This window comes from Mucilaginibacter myungsuensis (assembly GCF_015222005.1).
Taxonomy (GTDB): Bacteria; Bacteroidota; Bacteroidia; order Sphingobacteriales; family Sphingobacteriaceae; genus Mucilaginibacter; species Mucilaginibacter myungsuensis.
Window position 1 is genome coordinate 38366 of record NZ_JADFFL010000005.1, and the last position, 23495, is coordinate 61860.

26 protein-coding genes and 1 pseudogene are annotated in these 23495 nt (G+C 48.7%); 12 read left to right on the forward strand and 15 right to left on the reverse strand.

Going from position 1 to position 23495, the window contains the following annotated elements:
* Window positions 1–25 precede the first annotated feature (25 nt).
* Genes IRJ16_RS13620 through IRJ16_RS13630 form a run of 3 tightly spaced genes read left to right on the forward strand, consistent with a single transcriptional unit; the run spans window position 26 to window position 3797 of the window.
* Complete coding sequence (locus tag IRJ16_RS13620) at window positions 26–457, forward strand: hypothetical protein (protein WP_194112167.1); 432 nt, start codon at window positions 26–28, stop codon at window positions 455–457.
* A gap of 28 nt (window positions 458–485) precedes the next feature.
* Window positions 486–2579: a phosphate acetyltransferase gene (gene pta / locus IRJ16_RS13625; protein WP_194112168.1), complete on the forward strand. Its 2094-nt coding sequence runs from the start codon at window positions 486–488 to the stop codon at window positions 2577–2579.
* Between the two features lie 15 nt (window positions 2580–2594).
* A complete protein-coding gene (locus tag IRJ16_RS13630) occupies window positions 2595–3797 on the forward strand; it encodes an acetate/propionate family kinase (protein WP_194112169.1) in 1203 nt (400 codons plus the stop codon).
* A gap of 73 nt (window positions 3798–3870) precedes the next feature.
* Here IRJ16_RS13630 and IRJ16_RS13635 read toward each other — a convergent pair whose 3' ends face one another.
* Complete coding sequence (locus IRJ16_RS13635) at window positions 3871–4326, reverse strand: 2'-5' RNA ligase family protein (RefSeq protein ID WP_228080124.1); 456 nt, start codon at window positions 4324–4326, stop codon at window positions 3871–3873.
* Between the two features lie 14 nt (window positions 4327–4340).
* Window positions 4341–4685 (reverse strand): annotated as a pseudogene (locus IRJ16_RS23125) (DUF2256 domain-containing protein).
* A 48-nt stretch (window positions 4686–4733) separates the two neighbouring features.
* Between IRJ16_RS23125 and IRJ16_RS13650 the strand changes: the two are divergent.
* The gene (locus IRJ16_RS13650) at window positions 4734–6347 is read left to right on the forward strand and encodes a PAS domain-containing protein (protein WP_290246103.1); all 1614 of its coding nucleotides are present in this window, start codon (window positions 4734–4736) and stop codon (window positions 6345–6347) included.
* Between the two features lie 61 nt (window positions 6348–6408).
* The gene (locus tag IRJ16_RS13655) at window positions 6409–7503 is read left to right on the forward strand and encodes a sensor histidine kinase (RefSeq protein ID WP_194112171.1); all 1095 of its coding nucleotides are present in this window, start codon (window positions 6409–6411) and stop codon (window positions 7501–7503) included.
* Here IRJ16_RS13655 and IRJ16_RS13660 read toward each other — a convergent pair.
* Window positions 7481–7966 (reverse strand): response regulator, encoded by a 486-nt coding sequence (locus tag IRJ16_RS13660; RefSeq protein ID WP_194112172.1) that lies wholly within the window; start codon window positions 7964–7966, stop codon window positions 7481–7483. The two genes, IRJ16_RS13655 and IRJ16_RS13660, sit on opposite strands and share 23 nt — an antisense overlap.
* A 167-nt stretch (window positions 7967–8133) precedes the next feature.
* Between IRJ16_RS13660 and IRJ16_RS13665 the strand changes: the two genes are divergently transcribed.
* Window positions 8134–8304, forward strand: a complete 171-nt coding sequence (locus IRJ16_RS13665; RefSeq protein WP_194112173.1) for a hypothetical protein — start codon at window positions 8134–8136, stop codon at window positions 8302–8304.
* 182 nt (window positions 8305–8486) lie between these two features.
* Here IRJ16_RS13665 and IRJ16_RS13670 read toward each other — a convergent pair whose 3' ends face one another.
* From IRJ16_RS13670 to IRJ16_RS13700, 7 genes are read right to left on the reverse strand one after another with little or no spacing between them, the layout of a single operon-like run.
* On the reverse strand, window positions 8487–9164 hold the full coding sequence (locus IRJ16_RS13670; RefSeq protein ID WP_194112174.1) for a MarR family winged helix-turn-helix transcriptional regulator: 678 nt from the start codon (window positions 9162–9164) through the stop codon (window positions 8487–8489).
* Window positions 9161–9847: a lycopene cyclase domain-containing protein gene (locus IRJ16_RS13675; RefSeq protein ID WP_194112175.1), complete on the reverse strand. Its 687-nt coding sequence runs from the start codon at window positions 9845–9847 to the stop codon at window positions 9161–9163. The genes IRJ16_RS13670 and IRJ16_RS13675 overlap by 4 nt, the downstream gene beginning before the upstream one ends.
* Window positions 9844–10323, reverse strand: coding sequence for a sterol desaturase family protein (locus tag IRJ16_RS13680; RefSeq protein WP_228080126.1), 480 nt, complete (start codon window positions 10321–10323; stop codon window positions 9844–9846). The genes IRJ16_RS13675 and IRJ16_RS13680 overlap by 4 nt, the downstream gene beginning before the upstream one ends.
* The gene (gene idi / locus IRJ16_RS13685; RefSeq protein WP_194112176.1) at window positions 10320–10844 is read right to left on the reverse strand and encodes an isopentenyl-diphosphate Delta-isomerase; all 525 of its coding nucleotides are present in this window, start codon (window positions 10842–10844) and stop codon (window positions 10320–10322) included. The genes IRJ16_RS13680 and idi overlap by 4 nt, the downstream gene beginning before the upstream one ends.
* Window positions 10841–11284: a hypothetical protein gene (locus IRJ16_RS13690; RefSeq protein WP_194112177.1), complete on the reverse strand. Its 444-nt coding sequence runs from the start codon at window positions 11282–11284 to the stop codon at window positions 10841–10843. The genes idi and IRJ16_RS13690 overlap by 4 nt, the downstream gene beginning before the upstream one ends.
* Complete coding sequence (locus IRJ16_RS13695) at window positions 11281–12117, reverse strand: phytoene/squalene synthase family protein (RefSeq protein ID WP_194112178.1); 837 nt, start codon at window positions 12115–12117, stop codon at window positions 11281–11283. Before IRJ16_RS13695 ends, IRJ16_RS13690 begins: the two co-directional genes overlap by 4 nt.
* Window positions 12114–13604, reverse strand: a complete 1491-nt coding sequence (locus tag IRJ16_RS13700) for a phytoene desaturase family protein (RefSeq protein ID WP_194112179.1) — start codon at window positions 13602–13604, stop codon at window positions 12114–12116. The genes IRJ16_RS13695 and IRJ16_RS13700 overlap by 4 nt, the downstream gene beginning before the upstream one ends.
* Before the next feature lie 339 nt (window positions 13605–13943).
* Here IRJ16_RS13700 and IRJ16_RS13705 point away from each other — a divergent pair, with 339 nt between their 5' ends.
* Window positions 13944–15755, forward strand: a complete 1812-nt coding sequence (locus IRJ16_RS13705; RefSeq protein WP_194112180.1) for an alpha-amylase family glycosyl hydrolase — start codon at window positions 13944–13946, stop codon at window positions 15753–15755.
* A gap of 828 nt (window positions 15756–16583) precedes the next feature.
* On the opposite strand, the gene IRJ16_RS13710 is transcribed toward IRJ16_RS13705, so the two are convergent.
* The 3 genes from IRJ16_RS13710 to IRJ16_RS13720 are packed head-to-tail and all read right to left on the reverse strand — an operon-like array spanning window position 16584 to window position 18355.
* Window positions 16584–17414: a hypothetical protein gene (locus IRJ16_RS13710; RefSeq protein WP_194112181.1), complete on the reverse strand. Its 831-nt coding sequence runs from the start codon at window positions 17412–17414 to the stop codon at window positions 16584–16586.
* Between the two features lie 28 nt (window positions 17415–17442).
* Window positions 17443–17883 (reverse strand): nuclear transport factor 2 family protein, encoded by a 441-nt coding sequence (locus IRJ16_RS13715; RefSeq protein ID WP_194112182.1) that lies wholly within the window; start codon window positions 17881–17883, stop codon window positions 17443–17445.
* Window positions 17884–17896: 13 nt separating this feature from the next.
* Entirely contained in the window at window positions 17897–18355 is a 459-nt protein-coding gene (locus IRJ16_RS13720) for a nuclear transport factor 2 family protein (RefSeq protein WP_194112183.1), read from the reverse strand.
* A gap of 344 nt (window positions 18356–18699) precedes the next feature.
* Between IRJ16_RS13720 and IRJ16_RS13725 the strand changes: the two genes are divergently transcribed.
* The 5 genes from IRJ16_RS13725 (at window position 18700) to IRJ16_RS22885 (ending at window position 21206) form a co-directional block, all read left to right on the forward strand.
* Window positions 18700–19755 (forward strand): sensor histidine kinase, encoded by a 1056-nt coding sequence (locus tag IRJ16_RS13725; RefSeq protein WP_228080128.1) that lies wholly within the window; start codon window positions 18700–18702, stop codon window positions 19753–19755.
* A complete protein-coding gene (locus IRJ16_RS13730; RefSeq protein WP_194112184.1) occupies window positions 19718–20452 on the forward strand; it encodes a LytR/AlgR family response regulator transcription factor in 735 nt (244 codons plus the stop codon). The genes IRJ16_RS13725 and IRJ16_RS13730 overlap by 38 nt, the downstream gene beginning before the upstream one ends.
* A 138-nt stretch (window positions 20453–20590) precedes the next feature.
* Window positions 20591–20851 carry an SDR family oxidoreductase gene (locus IRJ16_RS13735; protein WP_290246104.1) on the forward strand — a complete coding sequence of 87 codons (261 nt, stop codon included), beginning with the start codon at window positions 20591–20593 and terminating at the stop codon, window positions 20849–20851.
* Window positions 20852–20882: 31 nt separating this feature from the next.
* Complete coding sequence (locus tag IRJ16_RS22880) at window positions 20883–21050, forward strand: nuclear transport factor 2 family protein (protein WP_228080132.1); 168 nt, start codon at window positions 20883–20885, stop codon at window positions 21048–21050.
* Between the two features lie 9 nt (window positions 21051–21059).
* Window positions 21060–21206 carry a hypothetical protein gene (locus tag IRJ16_RS22885; RefSeq protein WP_228080134.1) on the forward strand — a complete coding sequence of 49 codons (147 nt, stop codon included), beginning with the start codon at window positions 21060–21062 and terminating at the stop codon, window positions 21204–21206.
* A 205-nt stretch (window positions 21207–21411) separates the two neighbouring features.
* Here IRJ16_RS22885 and IRJ16_RS13745 read toward each other — a convergent pair whose 3' ends face one another.
* The gene (locus tag IRJ16_RS13745; RefSeq protein ID WP_194112185.1) at window positions 21412–22299 is read right to left on the reverse strand and encodes an NAD(P)H-binding protein; all 888 of its coding nucleotides are present in this window, start codon (window positions 22297–22299) and stop codon (window positions 21412–21414) included.
* A gap of 80 nt (window positions 22300–22379) precedes the next feature.
* Window positions 22380–23444, reverse strand: coding sequence for an alkene reductase (locus IRJ16_RS13750; RefSeq protein WP_194112186.1), 1065 nt, complete (start codon window positions 23442–23444; stop codon window positions 22380–22382).
* Window positions 23445–23495: the final 51 nt, after the last annotated feature.

Below are 23495 nucleotides of genomic sequence, written 5' to 3' on the forward strand. Positions count from 1 at the left end.
ATAGTGACGAAGGTCATTTTAGGGGATGACCGTAGTTGCCGGGTACGTTTTGATCAACGCGGATATTTGTATTAACAAAAGCCACAAGATCATGAATATCGCCAACCATCCCCACGACCCCGAACTGACAAAAGAACTACAGGAACTTTACTTTACCGGCCAGCACTGGCTGAACGAACTGGCCCATACCGAGGACGAAGCCATGGCTTTACTAAAGGCCATTCCCGACGTCAACCTGGCCGACCTTTATAACAATGCCTGCCACGACAGGGCTTTGCTTAGGCGCAACATTGCCATCTTCATGAACAAAGTTTGCCTGTTGCTGGTTGATGAGGAAGAGGCTGTGGAAGTTGGCCTGATCGAGACATTTATCGGTCTGCAAACAAAGATCGGGCTTATACTGACCGAATTAAATGATATTAAATTTACGCTAACGGGGCGCACACAGGCCGCCTGATGCGTACCTTTGCAACAAACTCGCTACTGTGACAAAAAGCATCTTCATTTCTTCTGCCGAACCGTATAGCGGTAAATCCATGATCGCGCTCGGGCTGGTAAACATGCTTTTGGGCAAGGCCCAAAAGATAGGTTATTTTAAACCCGTAGTTAACGGCGACGAGCAAAAGGATAGCCACATTGATACCGTACTCACCCATTTCCAGCTGCCGCAAACTTATGATGATGCCTGCGCCTTTACCCGGCAAGAGGCGTTAGACCTGCTGCAACACCAAAAACAGGGCGAGATGCTGGACACTATCATCAGCAAGTTTAAGGCCTTAGAAGCCGCGTCGGACTTTACGGTGGTAGAGGGTAGCGACTTTGCAGGCCAGGCTACCGCTTTTGAATTTGAGACCAATAAACTCATCGCCAAAAACCTGAATGCGCCTGTGATACTACTGGTATCGGGACAGGATAGCAGCATAGCCGAAATTATGCAGCAGGCCATGAACTTTTGGCAAGCTTATCATCAGCAGGATATCCAAGTGGTAGCGCTGATCGTTAACCGTGTTAAGCCTGAACAGGCCGATGATATCCGCGCTTTGCTTACAGCCCAATTGCCGGATACGGTGTTAGCTTCGGTGATCCCAACGGATAAGTCCTTGGAGAACCCTACCGTTGCCGAGATCTTTGAACATTTGGACGGCCGTGTATTATTTGGCGAAGCCCAACTGGAAAACCCGGTAGATAACTTTGTGACCGGGGCCATGCAGGTGCCTAACTTTTTAAATTATTTAAAAGAGAACGTATTGATCGTCACCCCCGGCGACCGTGGCGATATCATCATAGCATCCCTACAGGCCAATATGTCGTCCAGCTATCCACGGGTGGCCGGTATCGTACTAACGGCAGGTAGTGTACCCGAAGAACCAGTAATGCGTCTTATCGAAGGTCTGCAACATATCGTGCCGATCATGTCGGTAGGGACAGGTACTTTCGAGACCACTAATCGCATTGCCTCCGTTCGGTCAAACATCCGCCCGGGGAATACAAAAAAGATACAACTGGCGATAGAGACCTTTAACCGCTATGTAAATGTGGAGGCTTTGAACAAGCAGATCATGACCTTCCACTCGGATGCCATGACCCCGCACATGTTCCAGTATCAATTGACACAGTGGGCCAAGCGTCAGAAAAAGATGATCGTACTGCCTGAGGGCAACGACGACCGCATCCTGCAAGCATCAGCCCGCTTGATCGCTCAAGATCTGGTAGACCTGACCATCTTAGGCGACCCGACCGAGATAGCCGCATCGGTAAAACGTTTGGGCTTAGATCTTGACCTTAATCGGGTGCGCATCGTGAATCCGGCACAATCCCCGCAATACGAGGACTATGTGAACACGCTTTACGAGTTACGTAAAAACAAGAACGTGAACATGGAAATGGCCCGCGATATGATGACCGACGTGTCTTACTTCGGTACCATGATGGTACACAAAGGCGAAGCCGATGGCATGGTATCCGGCGCGGTACACACTACCCAGCATACCATCCGTCCTGCATTACAATTCATCAAAACACGCCCGGGCATATCTACGGTATCATCCATCTTCTTTATGTGTTTAGCCGATCGTGTTTCGGTATTCGGTGATTGCGCTGTAAACCCAGATCCAACATCCGAAGAACTGGCCGAAATAGCCATATCATCTGCAGATAACAGTAAACGGTTCGGTATCGAGCCAAGGGTGGCCATGCTCTCCTACTCATCCGGCACATCAGGCTCTGGCGAAGATGTGGACAAAGTACGCCGCGCAACTCAGATCGTTAAAGAAAAACGTCCGGATATTCATGTAGAAGGGCCGATACAATATGATGCGGCGGTAGACCCTGTCGTTGGCAGGCAAAAGCTACCGGGATCGGCTGTGGCAGGTCAGGCCAGTGTATTGATCTTCCCCGACCTGAATACCGGTAACAATACTTATAAAGCAGTTCAGCGCGAGACCGGCGCTTTAGCAATTGGCCCAATGCTGCAAGGCTTGAACAAACCCGTGAACGACCTGAGCCGTGGTTGTACTGTTGACGACGTATTTAACACGGTGATCATCACCGCCATCCAAAGCCAGGGGACAGAACTTTAATTCTTACACTACCACATGTACATACTTGTTATCAATTCCGGAAGTAGTTCCATCAAATATCAACTCTTTAAAGGCGACTCGGATACGCCGATCTGCAAAGGACTTGTAGAGCGTATCGGCTTAGACGGTAGTCGCGCCGTGCACGAGGTAACCTTGAATGGTGAAGACCAAAAGATCATTGCCGAACGATCTATAGCCGACCATCAAGAGGGCATGCAGGTACTTGCCGCCTTATTGGTACGCGAGGATATTGCCGTGTTGGCAGACCCGGCACAGATAACCACCGTTGGCCACCGTGTGGTACACGGCGGCGAAACGCTTACAGCTACAACCAGCATTACTGAGGAGGTTAAGGATAAGATCAAAGCTTTATACTCATTAGCCCCGCTGCATAATCCCGGCCACATCAAAGGCATCGAGGTTTCCGAACAGATGTTCCCGCAGGCAATCCAGGTGGCGGTTTTTGATACCGCCTTTCACCGCACCATCCCCGAAAAAGCTTTCCGTTACGCCATCCCCGAAGAATTTTATACTGAAGATCATCTTAGGGTTTACGGTTTTCACGGTATCAGTCACCAATATGTTTCTGCACAAGCTTCAGCTTACCTTAATAAGCCGGATGCCAAGCTGATCACCATACATTTGGGTAACGGTTGCAGTATGGCGGCTGTGGATGGCGGTAAGTGCATTGACACCAGCATGGGCCTCACCCCTTTGGACGGGCTGATCATGGGCACACGCACCGGAACTATCGACCCGTCGATATTGATCTGGCTGATGGAGCGCAAAGGATATTCGTTGACCGAAGTATCGGACCTGTTGAACAAAAAGAGCGGTATGCTTGGCCTTACCGGATCCAGCGATATGCGCGACGTTGGCAAACTGTACAACGAGGGCAATCACGCAGCGGTTACTGCCTACCAAATGTATGCTTACCGCGTTAAAAAGTTCATTGGTGCTTATGCAGCTGCGTTGAACGGTTTAGATGCCATCATCTTCACCGCCGGTGTTGGCGAGAACGATTCCTTTGCCCGCGAACTGGTTTGTACTGATATGGACTTCTTCGGTATCGACATCGACAAGGAAAAGAACGCCACCCGTGCCCCCGGCATACGCGATCTAAATATCGCCGGAACAAAAACCAAAATATTGGTGATCCCTACGAATGAGGAGCTGGCTATCGCGCAGCAGTGCAGGGAATTGTTAGATACTCAGTAAATAGTTACTGTTTGCGTGATAATGAGCGGTAAAACAAAAAAGCAGTTACTTCTCAGGATATTCATGGCGCAATTTAGCGAAAGGGAAAATGCTGTTCAAATCGCCAGGGACCATCTAAATAGGTCCATAGGTCCAAACCTGTCGCCCGAAATGTAAAAGGTTTAAAATCATCGGACAATTCCGCTATTAAAGCACGTGCGGCTTCCGGCGTGGTTTTATTCATGATGGTTACATGCGGCCGAAAACCTTGGCGGTCTTGCGGGATCAATGTAAACTGTTTGCTCAAAGACCGGTGTAATAAATTCAGTTCCTCGCTTTCGATCCGGTACGCGACGCCTGCGCCTAAGTTCATCAGGCCGGTAACCGCCAATGTAAATGGCACCTGATTTACACTGGTCAAAACATGATAAGTGGCCGCTTCATTCGGCAACTGGTGAAAAAGCATGATGTGCGCCGCCAAATAATTCCGTTCCGGCGGAAAGTTTAATTTACGCTGCGCATCAAAAAAAGCTTGGCTTTCTTCATCCATCCGTAAGGTCAGTATTAGCGGTTGATCCTGCATTTATCCGAACAATATTTAACTTCTTCCCAAACCTTTTCTCATTTCTTGCGCCAGGTGAACGGCGGGCTGCAAACCACGCAGATCTTTTGTGGCAGGTTCTGCTTGTTAACCCCTTTCATGCGTCCATTGTTTTTTCCTCGCCGCATAGGTCTCATTCGCTTCATCGACGATCCAAAATAATTATCTAGTCGTACATCTATTGGGAACCGTTCGCGGAAGCGCGGCAATACTATGAAGCTGCACTCAACGCAGTAGTCAAAACCGGGGAAGCCTATCATGCCGATGAGGTCGAACTGAAGCTGATCCGCCACGGCAAGGAAGAGCATATCGATGTCACCTTTGTTTATGCACCAGTTAAGAATGCGGATGACCGGGTGAGCAAGGTGGCCGTTTGGTTTTTTGAAAATACCCGGCAGGTGAAGGAACGCCAGTTCATTGCGGCCAGTGAAGAACGCTTTCGGGCGTTGGCTACGGCCACCTCGGACGTGGTTTACAGCCTGAATGCTGATTGGGAAGTGATGCGCCCGCTGGACGGGCGCGGTTTCTTACTGGACACCCAGGAGCCGATCTCCGGTTGGCGGGAGCGCAATATATTTGCGGATGATCTGGAAATGGCCAATGCCGCGATCAAAGAGGCAATAGCTAAAAAGCAGATCTTTGAACTGGAACACCGGGTCAACAGGGCTGATGGCTCCACCGGCTGGACCTTCTCGCGGGCCGTACCTATCCTAAATGCCAAGGGCGAAATTACAGAATGGTTCGGGACGGCCAGTGACATTACGGAGCGCAAGCGAACCGCGCAGCAACGTAAGGACGAACAGCAACAATTGCAGTTGATCATCAATATGCTGCCGGCTTCGGTAGTGGTGATCCGTGGGGATGACCTGATCGTTGAAATGATCAACCAGGCCAACCTGGACTACTGGCATAAAACCGCAGCAGAAGTGGTCGGCAAACCATTTTTAGAAATATTACCTGATCTGGCCGACCAACCATTTGCCGGGCAATTACGCCAGGTAATGGCGACCGGCGAGATCATTGATGTCAAGGAAAGCCCGGTGCTGTTTGAAAACGCCGACGGTTCCATCCGCGAAACTTTTGTGGACTATACCTATCAACCCTTAACGGACGCAAGCGGTCAGCGCAATGGCGTATTGGTCATGTCCTTTGAAATTACCGAACGGGTGGCCGCGCGCAAGCTACTGGAAGAAACTAATGCCCAGCTGGCGCGCAGCGAAGCCCGCTTCAAATACCTGATCCAAGACGCACCGGTAGCCATTGGTGTCTTGCACGGCCGGGAACTGCTCATTGCCTCGGCGAATAAGATGATCCTGAAGGTCTGGGGCAAGACCAGATCGATCATGGGACTTCCAGTGGCCGTAGCTTTACCGGAGATACAAGGGCAACCCTTTTTGCAATTATTGGATGAAGTGTTCACCTCCGGTCGCCCTTATTTCGGCAGCGAGGTCAAAGCACTGCTGGAAAACGAGGGGCAGTTGCAGGAGATCTATCTGAACTTTGTTTACCAGCCGATCACGGATGGCGGAACGGACACCACGGATATACTGGTCGTGGCCGTGGACGTCACTGCCCAGGTGAACGCCCGCGAGGAACTGCAGCACATCAACGAGGAAATGGCAGCGGCGAATGAGGAACTGGCGACCACGAACGAAGAATTGACCGAAATGCAGCAGCTTTATCAGGCTGTTAATCGCGAGTTGGAAACCAGCGCTTCCAGGCTGCGCATGGCCATCGAATCCACCAGCCTGGGCACTTGGGAATATGACCCGCCAAGTGGCGACCTTTACTGGTCCAAGGAATGCCGCGAGGTTTACGGCATCGCCGAAAATGAAACGCCCACCTATGCCGACTTTGCCGAACATATCCACCCGGGTGACCGCACACGCGTCGAAGCCGTGATAGCGCAAGCGATGGACCCGGCCGGGCAATGGCTCCTATGGCCTCAATTACCGCATCAAGCGTTTTGATACCGGGGAAACCCGCTGGATCGAAGCGCAGGGCAGCGTTTATTTCGAGCAGCAGCAAGCCGTGCGGTTTATCGGCACAGTGGTGGATATCCACGATCTGAAAGAAGCCGAAGAGAAAAGCGCCAAGCTTGCTGCCATCATTGAATATTCCCATGACGCGATCATCAGTAAAACGCTGGAGGGCGTGATCACCAGTTGGAATGCCTCTGCCGAACGGCTGTTTGGTTTTACAGCGGAAGAAATGATCGGCGAAAGCATTTATAAACTGATCCCAAAAGAACGCCATGCAGAAGAACCGCGCATCCTGGCCACCATCGCCCGGGGTGAAAGTATCGATCATTTTGAGACCCAAAGGCAGACTGGCGATGGCAGGCTCATCGATGTGTCGGTGACCGTTTTTCCCATCCAGGATAAGACCGGCCGTATTATCGGGGTTTCCAAGATCGCGCGGGATATCACCGAAAAAAAACTGGACGAAAACCGTAAGAATGATTTTATCGGTATGGTGAGCCGCGAACTGAAGACACCGCTAACTTCGCTGGGAGCGATCATACAGGTGGCCAACGCCAAATTAAAAACCAGCGAGGATACCTTTCTGGCCAGTGCAATGGAAAAAGCCGGTATTCAGGTCAAGCGTATGACCGCAATGATCAACGGGTTCCTGACTATTTCCCGATTGGAATCCGGTAAGATCCATATTGATAAGCAAGTGTTCGATATTATTGACCTTATCACGGATGCCATTGAAGAGGCCAGCCTGACCGCGGGTAACCAGGAGATCCAGTTTAAAGGATCCTCGCCGATTCAAGTATTGGCAGACCGCGACAAAATAGGTCCGGTGATCTCCAACTTGCTCAGCAATGCGCTCAAGTATTCGCCTAAAGCAACCCGCATCGAAGTCAGTTGCATGGTAAAAGACGGGGCGGTGGTTATCAGTGTGTGGGATCATGGGATGGGCATCGCCCGAGAGGATCTGGCTAAAATATTCGACCGTTATTACCGGGTGGAAGCCGCGCAAACGCAACACATTGCCGGTTTTGGCATCGGACTCTACCTGAGTTCCGAGATCATCCAGCGCCACAATGGCAAAGTATGGGCGGAAAGCGAACCGGGTGAAGGATCAACTTTTTATTTCAGCCTACCGCTTGGTGATTAACCAGTTGCACAACTTTGCCGATCATATCTTCCAGATCAAAAGGCTTGCGCACGTAATCATTGGCTTCGCATTCCGTCGCGATCAGTTCGATATCATTTGCGGTAGACAGGATAATGACGGGGATAGCTGCCAGTGCCGGGGTCTGTTTGATCTTTCGGCATAAACGGTGGCCATAGTGGTTATTAATAAACTCATCCAGCAGGATGAGGTCGGCATTAAAAGTGATGAGTTCGCTGATTTCCTGCGGCTCGGGAATACTTAAAGTTTCAAAACCCTGGTTATCTAAAATGTACGTTACGATCTGACGGATATCCTGGTCGTTCTCTATGATCAACACGCGCTTCTTTTCCAATATCCTATAATTTGCGATAAATGTAAGTCTTTTAAATTCAAAAACATAAACGTCATCTCGGCTAAGCCACCAGCGCCTTATCCAGCAACTGCTGAAGATCGCGATGATCATTAAATGGCTTCAGCAAATACCCATCCGCCTCACAAAGCGAGGATAATTTGCATATTTGATCGAATCATTTTTTTCTAATTTCACCTATAAATTAGCAGTTATTCAGTCATAAACATCAGTGGGAAATAATTGCAGACAGTTACTTTGAAACAGATGGTAACATTGGTATGGAGTCTGTAAAACATAGCCAGGTTACGTGTCAAAAACGCGACATGATAGCCGATAAGGTAGAGCACCCTACGTACGGGACCAAGATCACCTTGATAAGCGCCGAAACTTCATCTTACGTATCAGCTATTCCAACACCAAACTCTTCTGAAGAGGTCTCTAAAAAATAGTTTTTGACCCGACAAAATCCGATGGAAGGCCATGGAAATTACTATACGTTTCGACGTTGCGATATCTGCGATGGCGACTAAGAACGGAAAAAAAAAGGGAGCTCGATGGTTCAAAATGCCGTTAGGAACGATATCGACTTGGTATTCTCGGACCTGAAACAGTATTAAATAGCAGAAAAAAACTATAAGCCGCTGGCCAGCTTGTGCAGGTCGTCACGATCACTGACCACCCGGTCCTGATGGATCGGGTGATGGAAATCCTCCAGCTTTTGCAGCAGGTGTTGGAGGACAAGTTTTTCGGCGAAAGTGAGTTTCCCGGTCACGACCTTGCCAACATCGCTCGTGTGCTGAAAGATGCGGTATAATAACGCCCGCCCGGTTTCCGAAATGGCGATGCGCTTGCTGCGTCTATCCGAGGCGTGGGCACTTTCAATGATCAGTCCGCTGGCGATCAGGCGCCGGATGACCTCGGTGCCGGAGGTCTTCTCCTGGATATTCTTTTCGATCAGTTCGCTTTTGGTCAAATGTTCGTGGGTGAGCAGGATAGCCAGGGCGGTGAACTCTTCGGGGGTACGCAAAGGCGTGCCTTCCAGGGCCTTTTTCAAGTAATGGCGGGCGTAACGGTTCATGAAGATCACCAGTCGGCTGATATTGTTGTCCAGTTGGAAAGCTATCTCCTGGGCAGGGAACTCGACCTGTCCGAAACGGACCTCGGTGCCGGTAGCAACGGTGTTCTGCCGCTGTAGATCGCTCAGCAGAAAGGCCGCGAAATCGCTTAGCGAGACGGCCTTTTCGGGCTGCCCCTGGTCGAACCTTTCCAAGAGGTCGATGAGCTGGCGTAATAAATGATAGGACCTCATTCGTGCTTGGTTAGTGAGCGATAGATGACCACATTGCCTAGGATCAGCGCCATACCGTAGAAAACGTCTTCGAACGGGATCGTCAGTATCCTAATGCCGAGGTTCTCGGCATTGTTGTACCATACCACGGGCTCATCGGGTCCGGTGCCGGTCAGCAGACCATTGACGATCAAAAAGGGGATCAGCAGGACAAGGTAAACCTGGTAAAAGCGGGCTAGCCAGGTCACCTTTAGTACGTATCTTACCAAGGTAAGGGTCAGTGCCAGAGCGGAGAAAGCCCAGGACGTATACATTCGGTCATAAAAGCAAATAGCGGTGAAGACACTGGCGCCTATCAACAGCGGCGTGATCAGCCTTTCCATGGGCGCAGTGATCCCGAAATTCAGGTAGCGATCCAGACAGAAATATGAAAAAACGCAGGCATAAGGTATGCAAATGAAGAAGAGTACCTCTTCCAAGGGTAAGTTCAGGACCTTAATGCCTAACAAGTATTTCGGGTTGAAGCCCCAGACCCCGATATGCGTAAAGTAAGCATCCCAGGCTAAGAAGAGGACGCTAGTGATCAGCATGGCTGGCAGCAAAGCCCGCCAGGTTCTGTAAAAGCTCAGTCTGGGATGGAAAGAGGCCAGCAAAGGCACAGAAAGCGATCCCAGATCGATGAAAAGGTAAGTGTACTGCCTCATACGCTGTCTTTCGCTTTTTTCGCTTCCCGGTAATATTTGAGCGGCACCCAAAGCATGCCGAAGCACTCGCCGTCATGTTTGTGCAGGTGTTTATGGTGCATCTTGTGCGCGCGGCGGATCGCTTTCAGATACCAATGCTGCGAGTTGCGCAGCACCTTGATGCGTTGGTGTATGAAGAGGTCATGGATAAAGAAGTAACACATCCCGTAGAGCGTGATACCCAGCCCGGCCATCAGGAAAAAACTTTTGTCCATGTAAACACCGACAAGCAGGCAGGCGATACCCGGTGTAGCGAAGATGAGGAAGAAAAAGTCGTTCTTTTCCAAAAAACCATCCTGCTCTTTCTGGTGATGGTCCGCATGCAGAGACCATAGGAGGCCATGCATCAGGTATTTATGCGCGAGCCAAGCTACCGCTTCCATGCCTACAAAGAAAGCCAGTACAATACCGATATCGATGAAGATCCTGTTCATCATTTGACAAATTTAGTATAATGTTCTTTAACCTGCCCAAAACAGATCGCCAGCCAGGCAGTGTATCGTTCCGGGTAGGCCTCCATATCTTTGGCCAGCTCGTCCATGCTGAGATAGCGGTAGCCCACAGCTTCCGCCGGGTCAATGGACGGAAGGGCATCGCTACTACCGAAAAACACATGATCGAACTCGTGCTCTATCAATTCCTCGGAGACCTGCGCGTGGTAATAGAAAGAGAAGGTGTGATTTAAGATCGTGCGCATGCCCATCTCCTCCCATAGGCGGCGTTCCGCCGCTGCCGCGACCGGCTCCCCTAAGCGGGGGTGGCTGCAACAGGTATTGGTCCATAAGCCGCCTGAGTGGTATTTTCCCATGGCACGCTGCTGCAAAAGCAACTCACCATCAGAATTAAAAATAAAGACGGACAAGGCCCGGTGCAGCGTGCCGGTCCGGTGGGCCGCCATTTTATCCATGGTGCCTTGCATCCGGTCCTGCCGGTCAACGATCATAACGGCGTCCTTCATCTTTCTAGGTATTTCGTGATAGCCGATTGAAGGGCCGGATCTTTTAATTCCTTTAACTGCGCTTTTAAAAAGGCCCGGTCTTTAGCGATGGCGGCCTTATAATTCAGGATGGCGGGCAGGTTCTCTTGGATGGCCAACCGAATGTAACGCATTTCGGCCTGGCTGGTATCGGCCGCGATCGCCTGCTCTATCCAGTCTTTCCCCTTACCGAAATAAGCCAGTTTCGTGAATGGATCTTTAGCATATTTGGCCTCCAACATATTGGCAGCGCCTTTATAGCAACGCATTAGGGGTGTGCCGTCAACGGTCACCGGCGATAAAAGTTGGGTCAGACGCAGAGATGAGTCGCGCCGGAAAGCGGCAGCCTCATACAAGACCCGAACGCGCTGCGGATCGGGTTCGCTTACCTGCAATAAACTCAGGAGGATCATCAGTATCATAGCACGTTCAGTTTGTAGCGGACCATCGAATCGACCATCAGCCAGCATTTATGACCGTTGGAAATGCGTATCCTTTCGGAGAGCACATGGCGGGCGGAGATCCGCTTGATCTTCTGAAATAATTTTTGATAATAGATATAGGCCAGATAGACCCCTTTGCGGCAATTCCGCGGCAGGCGGCGGATACCGGCGAGCGCGTCCGAGAATTCCCGATCTATCTCTTCCTCTATCGCGCGCTTATCCCGGTCAGAGAAAGCGTCCAGGTCTACCCCCGGGAAATAGGTCCTGTCAAGATCCCGGTAGTCCGCATTGGCATCCCGCAAAAAATTGACCTTTTGAAAAGCAGAGCCCAGCATCATGGCCGATCGCTTTAACTGTTCATAAGCGGTCTTATCACCTTCCGTAAATACCTGGAGGCACATCAGCCCGACGACCTGCGCCGAACCGAGGATATAATCTTCGTAGCTTTCCGGCGTGTAGGTCAATTGTTCCAGGTCCATTTCCATGCTTTTCATAAAAAGGTCGATGAGTTCGTGGTCGATGCCATAGGTGTTGACTACCTGCTGGAAAGCGTTCAGCACCGGGTTCAAACTGATGCCCATCGCTATCGCTTCGTAGCAATCGCTTTTGAACTTGGCGAGCAGATAGGCCTTGTCGTGATCATGGAAACTATCCACGATCTCATCTGCCAGGCGTACGAAGCCATAGATGGCATAGATCGGCGCGCGCATGGGTCTGCTCAGCAAACGGATACCCAGCGAAAAACTGGTACTATACAGCTGTGTCGTGGCTTTACTGCAGGCGGCCGAGAGTTCGTCGAATCTTGCTTTCATCTGGAGTGCTCTAAATAGTTGGAGACCTGTTCCGCGGCCACTTGGCCGGAAATGATCGCCGGGGGTACGCCCGGTCCCGGGACGGTCAGTTGCCCGGCGTAGAACAAGTTCTTTAAATGCTTATTGCGCATCGAGGGTTTTAAATGGGCTGTCTGCATCAATGTGTTGGCCAGGCCATAGGCGTTGCCTTTGTAGGAATTGTAGTCATGGACAAAATCGCTGACGCAGTAACTGCTCTGGTAGTCGATGCTGTCCCGTATAGCGCTACCGGCGTATTTTTCCAGGCGGTCCATCATCAGGTCGAAGTAGCGCTGCCGGGTCGCTTCGTCGTCCCGGATCCCGGTAGCCAGCGGCATGAGCAGAAATAGGTTTTCGTGTCCTGCGGGTGCGACGCTGTCGTCGGTCCGCGACGGGCAGCAGACATAAAATAGCGGCTTTTCCGGCCAGTCGGGTGTTTTATAGATCGAAACGGCATGCGCTTTCAGGTCCTCGTCAAAGAAGAGGGTATGGTGCTGTAACTTGTCCAGCTTTTTGGTGACACCGATGTAAAATATCAGGCTGGATGGGGCCATGACCCGCTTGTCCCAATACTTTTCAGAATAATTTCGATCTTTTTCGCTCAACAGAGCCGATTCGATATAATGATAATCGGCCGCGCCGACCACAGCGTCATAATGTGCTTCGCGCCGGCTGGTGACCAGCTCAGTGACCTTGCTGTTCTGTGTACGTACGGCAGTAACCGGTTCATTGAAATAAAATTTAGCACCAGCCTTTTCGGCAACCGCCTGCATCCCTTTGACCACGCTGCCAAAGCCGCCTTTTGGATACCAGGTACCCAGTTTAAGCCCGGCATAGTTCATCAGGCTGTATAACGCCGGGGTCTCTTCGGGCATAGCACCTAAAAAAAGCACCGGAAATTCCATCAGGGCGATGAGTTTCGGGTCACGGAAATACTTGGCGACATGGTCGCTGAAGGGGGTAAATACCTGTAGTTTGAACAGACCTCGCAGAAGTTCAAGATCGAAAAGTTCCCATAAGGACAAACCGGGCTTATAGACCAGCCTTTCCATCCCGACCCGGTATTTGAATTCCGCTTCAGCAAAAAAGGTATCCAGCTTCGGGCCACTGCCGGCTTCGACCGACTCGAATAAAGCCTTTAAATCCGCTAGTTTTGCAGGAATATCCAGTTGACCATCAGGATAGACCACGGAAAAACCCGGATCGAGCAGTTCAAGTTCGTAATGTTCAGTTACGGAACTGCCATGGTCCTTAAAGAATTTTTCAAATACCTCGGGCATCCAATACCAGCTCGGTCCCATATCAAAAGTATAACCATTAGCGGTAACCTTTTGCCGGGCCCTCCCGCCAGGCTCACCGTTCTTCTCGAAAACGTCGACCTGATGACCTTGTTGGGCGAGGTAAGCTGCCGCACTTAATCCGGCAAAGCCAGAACCAATGACGGCGATACGTTTTTGTTGATGCAGCATATCGTTGCAATGTAGTACAAAATCATACAACATTTGTTTAAAATATACCCACTTTGTACTTTTTACTGATAATCCATTAGATCCGTTGGGGTATTCCTAATATCCGATCTTTGGCGAGCATGTTGGACCGTCTGATCATACGAGGTCAAATTTTTGAAATAAATTAGCTGGAACCAGTGATCTAACAGGTATTTGTTGGTCAGAACTATAATGTATGAACAGAAGGTGGCGAAGACGAACGTCGCAATAAAAAAGGACCTTAAATATGCAAAGTACTAATGTGTGTTCTTTTATCTACATCCAAACAATTTTTCGCTGGCCGACTTATTAGGTCGATCTATGAAAACAAAAACTACCTCAGTTGCCGGGATGGGTGCAACAACGCTAACCAACGGTGTACATTTTAGGGTTTGGGCACCAAATGCCCAGGCCGTTTTTGTTATTGGCAGCTTTAACGGTTTTGATACCGAGGCTAACACGCTTCAAAGTGAGGAGAATGGCTTTTGGGCAGGTACCGTGGAAAACGCGAAAGCTGGCGACGAATACAAATATTATTTAAAAACGCCGTATGGCGACCTTTACCGGAACGATCCTTATGCCAGGCAAATGACCAATTCGGTCGGGAATGGCGTGATCTATGATGCCGGGCAATTTGAATGGGGCGAGACCAATTTTGAGACCCCATCGTGGAATAAGCTGGTGATCTATGAATTGCACGTAGGCACATTCCATGTCAAAGAGCCGGGTAAACCGGGCGATCTATATGGTGTGATCGACAAATTACCTTACCTGAAAGAATTAGGCATTAATGCCATTGAAGTGATGCCACCGTTCGAGTTTCCGGGTGGTTTTTCCTGGGGGTATAATCCTTCGCAGCCTTTCGCCATCGAATCTGAATATGGCGGTCCTGATGCTTTTAAAAGCTTGGTAAAGGCCGCTCACGAACAGGGGATCGCAGTGATCTTGGATGTGGTTTACAATCACTTCGGTCCAAGCGATCTTGACCTTTGGCAGTTTGACGGTTGGGCCGAAAATGGCAAGGGGGGCATCTATTTTTATAACGACTGGAAGTCAGAAACGCCCTGGGGTGATACCCGGCCAGATTATGGCCGTAACGAAGTAAGACAATATATACGTGATAACGCGCTGATGTGGCTGGAAGAATACCAGGTAGATGGTTTGCGGATGGATATGATCCCCTATATCCGCAACGTTCACGCCGATGAGAACCCGGGCAGCATACTGGCCGACGGTGAAAGTTTACTACGCTGGATCAATAGTGAGATCGCGGAACGGTTTCCGGGTAAGTTGACAATCGCCGAAGACCTGCATGGTTTGGATAGTATCACGAATGGTACCGCTGATGGCGGACTGGGTTTTGGGGCGCAATGGGATGGCGATTTTGTACACCCGGTGCGTTACGCGCTGATCGCGCCGGATGACAATGAACGGGATATGCACTCGCTGGAAGCTTCGCTGATGCGACAATATAGCGGTAACCCTTTTCACCGGGTGGTCTATACCGAAAGCCATGATGAAGTAGCCAATGGTAAAGCCAGGGTAGCGGAAGAGATATCGGACGGCGACGTGAATAACTGGTACTCAAAAAAACGTGCTTCGTTGGGCATCGCTATGGTGCTGACCGCGCCGGGCATCCCGATGATCTTTCAGGGGCATGAAATGCTGGAGGACCAGTGGTTCTCGGATACCGACCCGCTCGATTGGCAGCGTGTGACAGCATTCAACGGTTTTGTTAAACTGCACCAAGATCTGATACACCTGCGCTTGAATCACTGCGGACAAACCGAAGGTTTAAGTGGAGCGCATACCGAAGTGATACGGGTAGATAATGAAAAGAAATTGCTGGCTTACCAGCGCTGGCAGGAAGGAGGGCCGGGCGATACGACCATCGTGGTCCTGAATTTCTCCGGTCAGGCCTATAACGACTATCAAATAGGCATGCCTGATGAAGGCTTATGGAAGGTTCGCTATAATAGCGACTGGGAAGGTTATGATGAGGAATTCGGCGATCTCTCGTCATTTGATACTCAGGCCGAAGCAATGGAATGTGACGGATACCCGCATTCTGCTAATATTGCTATTGCCCCCTATTCAGCTATTATATTATCACAAGAAAAAGCACAAATATAAAAGATCAGATCAAAATTATTTTACTGGGATCGGTAAAATCAATATAGAAAATGCACTCGAAACCCTATTAGCTAAAAGACTACTGCACAGATATTCCTTAGCTGGCGAGGTGCTTTTAGGATATCCGCGATTGCAGCCCGGGTAATGTCTGCGGAATTCAAGGTAACGCTGCGCGGCGGTTTTTGAGAGATTGGACGTTACTCGTCTTTGGAACATAGCAAATACGTTCCGGGTAAGTATCCGGAAAAGGCGCTCTAATTTCGTTACTTGGCTAAAAGCCGTTCCAGATCTGGTAAGGTGAAGCAATATAGTTTTGGATCCTACAGCGCCTGGATGGTATTGGTGGCTGCCTTCGCCTTTAAAAAAATCACGGGTGTTCTTTTTTCCAGTCTACGTAAGTACTTTTCGATACAAATTTAAAGCACTTGATACCTTGTATTAAAATGCGTTAACTCATAAAAGCGACCAAATTTAAAAAACGATATCTGGTCGCCGGATCGGTCGCCAAAGCTGTGCATTTGAAAGGATCGGAGAGCATCGAAATAAAATAAATAACCCTGTAGATCAACGATTTACAGGGTTATTAGAAAGCAGATCTTGCTTATTTGTGCGCCCACTGGGCTACACTCATATCTCTATTTCGTGCTGAATTTCAATCAATTATGAAGTGAATAAAAAGCCTGGTGGCCGTTTTGGGGTTTCACCTCGCCGGTAGATATAAAAGTACCGTTTTGCATCCAAAAATACTAAGAAATACAACAAAAATAAGTTGCTAAAATATTGGGACACAGGTTCGAGCCCAACCATGCGCACCTTCATCGACCAAGTCTATTGCCGAATTAACCAGGGCGTTACTCTTTTAGGCCCATACCATTCAAAGGTGCTTAAAGTCGTTGTTATGCGGGCTCCTGCAAAGTCGTACGCGTCAACATATAATATCTTCCCATCGCTGGAGAGAACGCCATAATAAGGAATAATGGTGACTAAGGGCGCGGCAACATCCGGGTTTATACCAGCGAACCTAATGCGTGAGCCATCCTGTTTATAGTTCTCTCTCCAAAGGATCTTATCATCATAAACGTAATATACAGGTTTGCCACCCTGGGTATAATTGGTTTGCCCGTTTTTGTCAAATGCGATCACATTCACATCCGGAAACCAGTCCGGATGCTGGGGTTGTGACCATACTCCAACAATACTTGGGGCATCTTTCGGGAATAGATTCATATCGACCATGGAGATAATAGGTGAAGAGCCACCTGTGATGGTTTTCTTATCTGCAGAAATGGTATAAACCTGCGGTGAGTTGAATTGCTCATCCCCGAGCAGATCAAACAGGATCGTAACGGTGGTTTCGCCCTGAGCACCCTCTTCTACCTTTGCTATTTTGCCGTGTACATCGCCCCGGCGCCATACGGAAAGGGTAAGGTGCGACCAGGCCGAAACACTATCCTTTGCCCCAAACCGTAAAGACAGCGGACGGGGAAAATAATGATTGCCAACGTTCGCTATGCCGGTATATTCCGTATTCGAGAAACTGTAAGTTCCTTTGGTGTCTTTATTCGGATCTTTTTGCGTTTTATCCTTCTTACAACCTATACTTAGAAAAAGTAGGTAACATGCCGATACAGCGATCAGCAAATGATTTGCTTTTTTCATAATGGAGAAAATTATGGTCTAAATTGCTTTACTTCACATCAATAATGGTGGCCTTCCGTGCAATGATCTTCCAGCCTTCCTTTTCTTTTAACCAGAGGTTTGTGTGCCGGCGGGTAACTTTCTTCCCTGCGTTATCCGTTGCTTTTTCAGGCTCATTTTCTTCATAACCCATCGTTACCGCTATCGGGCCGGTGATGGTTACTTTTTCCGTCACACGGCTGAACGTTGTATAGGCGATTTTGCCTTCTTTCATCAGCTGCCGTATCTGCTCGGCGTTGACAACCATGTTTGCCGGATTATTTACCACAAAGCCGGGCGACCATAGCTTTTTCAGCGTGATGGTATCACCGCTGATAGTAGCCTGTGCTTCCAGTTGATCCAGCTTGCGGATCTCGTTTTCGACGGCGCTCTGAGCCATAGAGAATTTGATAGCGAGTAACAGAAAAGCTGTCAAGATGACAACTTTCATGATCGTGTTTAAGTTATTTACTATTTAGCGGAAATAAGTTCTCGTCAACCTGCGTGCCCTGGCCGGCCACACGACACCAGTTGCCAGCGGTTTTGTGGTAAACCTCTAACCGGCGTACTTTAATATTCAAGTCGCGGCCATCCACAATAATATTTACATTGATCAGCAGATTGACTACTGCAGTTGTGCCGTCATAAATGCGGATGAACTCATTACCCGGTATCGGCCTCACGGACTTGAATACCAGTTTCTCTTTTTTCTGCGCGTCGATCCATTGCTGACGGGTGAAAGAAATGTCGCCCTTGGGCCCGACAGCGATCATGTCAGCGCAGTCAATATTTGTTCCGGGGCCCTGGCTGCGTAAAAGCAGGCGGATCTCCCGGCGCTCCTTTGGGAAGCTCGTCGTATCGATCTGCGCAAAGGCAGCAAACGATAAAGAGGTTAAAAAAATTAAGGTGAATAATGCTTTCATAGTGATCGTTTTTATTCAAATATAGTGACGTTGATTATATGAAATCTGGAAAGTGGCCCGGCGTAGCCAATTTGAAAACATACAGCGGATCTTTGTCTATCAGATCATTTCGTCGTCGACGAAATGATCTGATAGACTGTTTAATTGCGTTTGTCGAATAAGTCGCCGGAAATATTTCGCTTTGATAGCCTATGTGTATCTTAGTATGATAATTACGTTCGATGCAGCAAATACCATTTATTTATTCCAACAGTATCAAATGGCGGTTGTCGCGGCATCTCAGCTTTTGGTTACTCTGGTTCCTGTTCCAACTTTTGCTATACTCGTTCTCGCCATCGCCTGCATTGCAGCAACAACCATTTTTCCGTCGCCTGCTCATCACTTCGCCGGAAACCTTGATGTATTTGATCCCAAGTATGTTTTTAGCTTACACACTGATGTATTTGGTCATTCCTAAATTGGTGTTGCCAGGCAGATATGGCTTGGCTACTATAAGTGCGGTCCTTTTAGTTTTTTTAACGGCCGCATTATCAGCGGTCTTATCCATGACAGTGATCGACTACTTTCGTCATCTCAATTCGGATAAGATATCGCCACTCGTTGCCCGTGAGCCTCATCCGGCATTTTATGTACAATTCGGTGTAGCCATGCTGGCTGGTCTGCGGGGGAGTATTACGGTAGGCGGTGTAGCCGCTGCGATCAAGTTGATGAAGTGCTTCTATGAAAGGCAGCAAGCTGCCCTGATACTGGAAAAGGAAAAAGCGAATGCTGAACTGCAAATGCTAAAAGCACAGCTACACCCTCATTTCCTGTTTAACACGCTTAATAATATTTACTCGTTCACACAGGAAGTATCCGAGAAGGCATCCGGAATGATCATGGGCCTATCTCAACTACTCCGCTACATCCTTTACGATTGTAGCAAGCCGTTAGTGCCGCTTGACAAAGAGCTGAAAATGATCAAAGATTATTTTCAGCTGGAGTCGACCCGCTATGATGACGGTTTGGACCTATCGATTCAAATGCCAAAATTTACCGATCATTTGATCGCCCCATTATTACTTTTACCCTTTGTTGAAAATGCCTTCAAACATGGTGCAAGCCAGGTAACCGAACATCCCTGGATCAGTCTCGCTGTTCATATATATAATAACGAACTGTCGATGAAACTAATCAATGGCAAGCCAGCCACCATTAGCAATATGAACCCCGGTATCGGGATCGCCAATGTTCACAAACGTCTGGAGCTCTTGTATCCCGGTAAACATAAACTGGTGATCAATGATGAAGAAGAAATGTACGTTGTCAATCTGACGATCACGCTGGCAACCGCACCTGCTCAAGTGGTCAAAAATGTTTATCATGCAACCGAACAAGAAATACAACTGCCTCATCGTTGATGATGAACCGCCCGCGCGCGAGGTTTTGCGGCGTTATATCAGCCAGGTACCAATGCTAAATCTTATTGGAGAATGCGGCAATGCGGTGCAAGCCATAAGCATGCTCAAACAACACCACATCCACCTGCTGTTCCTGGATATCCAAATGCCGCAGATTACAGGATTGGATCTGATAGGCACGCTCGTTGATGCTCCAAAAATAGTTCTGACTACGGCGTTCGAACAATATGCTGTAAAGGCTTTTGAACTGGATGTGACTGACTACCTGGTTAAGCCTGTGCGCTTCGATCGTTTCCTGAAAGCAGTCATGAAGGCATTGCCGGAGCAGTACGCCCGCTATGATGACCAATCTCCCTTTAATGCCCAAGATGGTGCTGATCATGCTTTTCTTTATTTCCGCGCCGACCGAAAAATGGTAAAGGTCATGTTAAATGAAATTCTACACATCGAGAGTTTGAAAGACTATGTTAAGATAAACACTACCAGAGGTCCGGTCATTACCAAGTACGCCATCACCTCACTCGAAGCTATGCTTCCGTCATCATCATTCATACGGGTCCATCGTTCTTATTTGATAGCCCTTGATAAGATTGATTCTTATACGCAAGACGAAATTAACATAGGGATCGATGTAATCCCCATCGGCAAGATTTACCGGATGCAGGTTTTGAATATTTTAGCGCAGGGCAAGGGTTAGAGCGGCCTAAAAACGAACATCTTTAAAGACATTCCCGACCATTCGTAAAAAAGTTCATTCACTTTTATTAGCGAAGCTATATGTAATAGCCAGTGTAGTGCACTCCAAATGCCGAAAGCTTTGCTTTCGGCATTTGGAGTGCACTTAGCAAATCTGCTGCCAGGATGGATCAATACAACTGCATCCAATGCCTTTTTGGGCGAGATCGCGAGAAATGCCAACAGCACAGTCGAAGAAGCTCAGCAAGGCGTTATGGATGCATTGGGTGACATACCTTACGGCAGGCCGGCCGAACCGGAAGAAGTAGCCGAGCTGGTCGGCTTTTTAGTTTCGCCAAGAGCCAGTTACCTGACAGGAACGAACTATGTCATTGACGGCGGAACGGTACCGACCATTTAAAGATCCAACTCCATAATTACTTATAAAGATCATGGAATTACCACAATTGATAGCGCAGTTTGTAGAAACACAGAACACTTACGACAGCAGGACTTACACGGAGTGTTTTACCGAGACCGCCATCGTTCATGACGAAGACAGGACCCATACCGGCAAAAAAGAGATACGGGCATGGATCGAAGATGCTAATGATAGATAAAGATCGACCATGAAACCCCTTCAATACGATGAGTCGGGTTCGGACGGCGTGTTAACAGCGGAGGTATCGGGTACATTCCCCGGAAGCCCTATCGTACTGAAATTTCATTTGGTATTCAAGGATGAGCTCATTGATTCTTTGATAGTGACCGGCTAAATCTGGATCTGCAAGGCAATACTTATCTAGCTTATTAAGAGAACCGCCGGTCGGTCAACGGCGGTTCTGTATCAATAAAGAAGATGATCCCCTGTCAAAGCGATCAACCAGAAGTTGGTTTGCTGAACAACAGATCTCATCAAAGAGCCTTTTGTATTTTTCCAACTGCGCATCCTGTTTACAGATCCTGCTTACACGTCCATTTTTAGACATGCTGATAGGCAGTTTTAAATTCTTCAGCGAACTGTTCCAGTTTGATCAGCCCGGTTACCTTTGCACCGCTGGCAAAAAAGTCTTTGGTAATGATACCTGCCCTGACACTTTGACCCATCTCTATGATCAAACCGGCCAATTCAGGCGGTAAGCCCCCGGCGAGCATGCCTTGCTTCAACTGCTCATCAGGGATGTTTGTCCAAACCAGTTCCGGTTTACCAATGGCCTGACCGAATAAATTGGCTATCTCGTCTCCTGTCGAAACATCGCTCACAACGTACTTCACTTCAAAGCCGTTTCCTTCAGTTTGCAATTCTGCTGCAAGTGCTGTAGAAAGATCTTCCGGGTGTGTAAGGGCCAACCGGTCACTGCCCTTATAATTGTTACCGAAGATGCCCTTGCTTTTGATTAATGGGATATCTCTCAAAAAGTTAATAAAGAAGAAGCCCGACCGCAAAACGGTCACATTTACGCCGTCCAATGTTTGCAATATCTGTTCAACGCGGTGAACCCCTTGCACAGGGCCGGTACCTTGAGCGGCATCCGCCCCAACACTGCTCAGCATGACCACGCGCGTTACGCCTGTCGCCTTAACTGCATTTGCGTAAGCTTGCCCGGCATCGGCAATATTTTGTATCATATTACCTGGCCCCATAGATGGCGGCAACATGACATATACCGCATCTGCTCCGGTAAAAGCTCCGGCTAAAAAGGCTTCGTCGCTGATAGAGCCGATGACTGCCTTTGCGCCTAAAGCCTCAATTTCGTTTGTGCGATCATCTTTGGTGCTGATCACGGTAACTTCATGTCCGGCTGCGATCAGCTTTTTTACTAATGGTTTGGCTACATTTCCTAATGAGCCTGTAGTTGTAATTTTCATCTTGATAATTGTTTTAAGAGATGATGAAGCTGTCAGCTAAGCTGACTGTTTCATTTTCATGTTTTAATGGGAGCTGTTAATTAATTTAATTCGGGGTAATCGGTATAACCCTCTTCGCCGGGGATATAAAGCGTGTTATAATCCGGCTCATTCAGGGGGGCGTTTTTTTCTATTCTTTTCATAAAATCGGGGTTGGCCAGAAAGGTTCTGCCAAAGGCGACCAGATCAGCTGACCCATCCTGTAATTTGGCTTCAGCGGTCTCAGCCGTGAAGCCGTTGCAATAGATAATGGTGTTCGCGAAAACCTCCCGAATGTCCTGATGCGTATTTTGGGGAATGCCCGGATTATTTGAGATGTGCAGATAGACGACACCTAATAGGTTTATTTCCCGCGCGAGCTGAACATAGGTTTCATGTACGTCAGCTTCTTCATACGAAGGCATATCGTTGGATGTTAAAAAAGGTGAAATGCGCAGGCCAACCTTATCAGCGCCGATGGAAGCTGCTATTTTTTGTACGATCTCCAGCGTCAAACGGCTGCGGTTCGCTATGGATCCGCCATAGCTATCCGTACGGTTATTGACGTGCGGATTTAAAGACTGCTCCAGCAAATAGCCGTGTGCGCCGTGTAATTCAACGCCGTCAAAGCCCGCGGCTATGGCATTTTCAGCAGCCTTAACATGATCTTCTATAATACGGGCTATGCCTTCTTCATCCAATGCAGTTGGTGCCGAGTATTCGAACATGCCGGTATCGGTGTAAATTTCTCCTGCGGCCTTAACGTCTGATAAACCCGCCACCTGATGGCCTTCCGGCAAGTTGGAGCTATGGGCAATTCTGCCGGTATGCATCAACTGCAGAAATATTTTGGAACCTCCTTCATGAACTGCACTGGTCACCCTTTTCCAGCCTTCTATCTGGGCATCCGTAAAAATACCTGGGATGCGCGGATAGCCTAAGCCCTCAGGGCTGGGCGAAGTGCCTTCGGTGATGATCAGTCCGGCACCGGAACGTTGTTTGTAATAAGTGGCCATCAGATCATTGGGCACATTGCCGATGGCACGGCTTCTGCTCATAGGTGCCATCACGACGTGGTTCTTCAACTGAAGTGTGGCTTTGCTATAGGGCGTGAATAACTTTTTCATTTTGCTTATCTTTTATTTGATATAGCAAAGTTGCGCCTAATAGTAAGCTGA